2 protein-coding genes and 1 pseudogene are annotated in these 1,780 nt (G+C 67.6%); all 3 read left to right on the top strand.

Annotation, left to right across the window (positions count from 1 at the left end; translation table 11 throughout):
- Position 1 precedes the first annotated feature (1 nt).
- Positions 2-190, top strand: a pseudogene (locus ACZ5CR_RS44430) (DUF6262 family protein); the annotation flags it as partial.
- Between the two features lie 45 nt (positions 191-235).
- Positions 236-511 (top strand): hypothetical protein, encoded by a 276-nt coding sequence (locus ACZ5CR_RS44425; RefSeq protein WP_468869139.1) that lies wholly within the window; start codon positions 236-238, stop codon positions 509-511.
- Positions 512-755: 244 nt separating this feature from the next.
- Positions 756-1,780, top strand: a 1,025-nt coding sequence (locus ACZ5CR_RS44420) for an ISL3 family transposase (RefSeq protein WP_468869135.1), incomplete at its 3' end; no start/stop codon positions are given.

Below are 1,780 nucleotides of genomic sequence, written 5' to 3'. Positions count from 1 at the left end.
CATGGTCCGCGGCCGGCAGGCCGACACCGAGCGCCGCCGCATGCGGGTCGAGCAGTCGCTTCGCGACCTCCAGGCCGCGGGCGAAGAGGTATCGGTGACCGCAGTGGCTCGACGCGCGGGCGTTGACCGCACGTTCCTCTATCGTCACCGCGACCTGCTGACGCAGATCCATACAGCTGAGCAGTGCCCTGCCGATGGCCCTGTGAAGGGAGCCGGGGTCTCACGGAGCTCCTTGATGGCCGATCTGGCCGCCGCGAATGAGCGCAACGCAAGGCTGATGGGCCGGATCGGCCTCCTGGAGCAGCGGCTGTCACAACTGATGGGCGAGCAGACCTGGAGGGAATCCGGACTCGGTGCCCCCGACGGCGTCGACAAGCTCCAGCAAAGAATCGTCCAACTTGAGCAGGAAAGGGGAGACCTCAAGCTCAAGCTCGATGAGGCCGTGGAGGATCTGGACGCCGCCCGGTCCACCAACCGCGAGCTGACGCGAGGCCTCAACCAGACTGTCTGACCAACGAGTAGGCGCATCCTCAGCCGTCGGGGAAGCGCCTACTCCCATGGCTTTGCTCACGAGATTCGGGTTCTGGCACAGATCTTGGGGAGTCGTCGCGGAGCGTTGCCCCGATGTTCGATTGCGAGGAGACGGGTGCGCGTGAGACCGCGTACGCCTTGTGGCCCAACGCCCAGAGTTGACGCTCCATCAAGTACCTGTCGGCCGCCGCTGAGGTCGGTTGTGGACGGTGATGGTGCCAGTTATGCAGACCGATGCACCGTTCTGGGAATCGCTGGTGTTCGACGGGTTCGACGATGTGGACGTCGAGGCGGTTACGGCCGTGTTCGGCACAGTTGAGGTCGTGGCGAAAGGCCGGGCCGCCGGCGGTCTGTGCCCGGACTGCGACCGCTTCTCGGACCGAGTCCACGACCGTTACCAGCGCAGGCTGAAGGATCTTCCGCTCACTGAACAGGGTTTCGTGATCCGGCTGACGGTCCGGCGCTTCATCTGCGGAGCGGCGGACTGTTCGCGCGGGACGTTCGCCGAACCGTTCTCCCGGCTGGCCGCTCCGCACGCACGGTTCACCATGCGGCTCAACCATGCCCTGGAGCGGGTGGGGCTCGCGCTGGCCGGGCGGGCCGGCGCTCGGCTGTCTGCCCAGCTGGGCTTCGGCGCGGGACGGATGACCCTGTTGCGCAGGGTTATGTCATTGCCCGATCCACGGTTCAGTACTCCGCGGGTGCTGGGTGTGGACGACTTCGCGATCCGTCGCGGCCAGACCTACTCCACCGTCTTGACCAGCGTCGAAGAACATCGTGTGGTCGATGTGCTGCCGACCCGTGAAACCGGGCCGCTGGCCGCCTGGCTGATCCGCCACCCCGGCGTGGAGATCATCTGCCGGGACCGGGCGGGCGCCTACGCCGAGGGTGCCCGGCGCGGTGCCCCCGGCGCACTGCAGGTCGCTGACCGGTTCCATCTGTGGCAGGGTCTCAGCCGGGCGGTGGAGACCTGCGTCGCCGCCCATCGCGACTGCCTGCGTGATCCTTCACCCGTCGGCATGTTGGCGGAGGCCCGCCGACTGGCTTCCGGTCGCCCGCGGGACGACTCGGAGCCCGTCGGCCGGCGGGCCGAGCGCAAGAAGGCAGCACATGCCCTGGTCCACAAGATGCTTGCCCAAGGCCATTCGCGCCGGGCGATTGCCCGGCATCTGGGCTGGGGTCTCAACACCGTGCTCCGGTACGCGAATGCCGCACGTTGGCAGGACACCATCCGTGAGAACCGGCCCCG

This window comes from Streptomyces sp. NPDC031274, assembly GCF_055570235.1.
This window is presented reverse-complemented; position numbering and strand designations above follow the sequence as displayed.

Bases quoted from the DNA above. Each gene is read 5' to 3' on its own strand.
- ACZ5CR_RS44425 (WP_468869139.1), top strand. From the start codon at position 236: ATGGCCGATCTGGCCGCCGCGAATGAGCGCAACGCAAGGCTGATGGGC.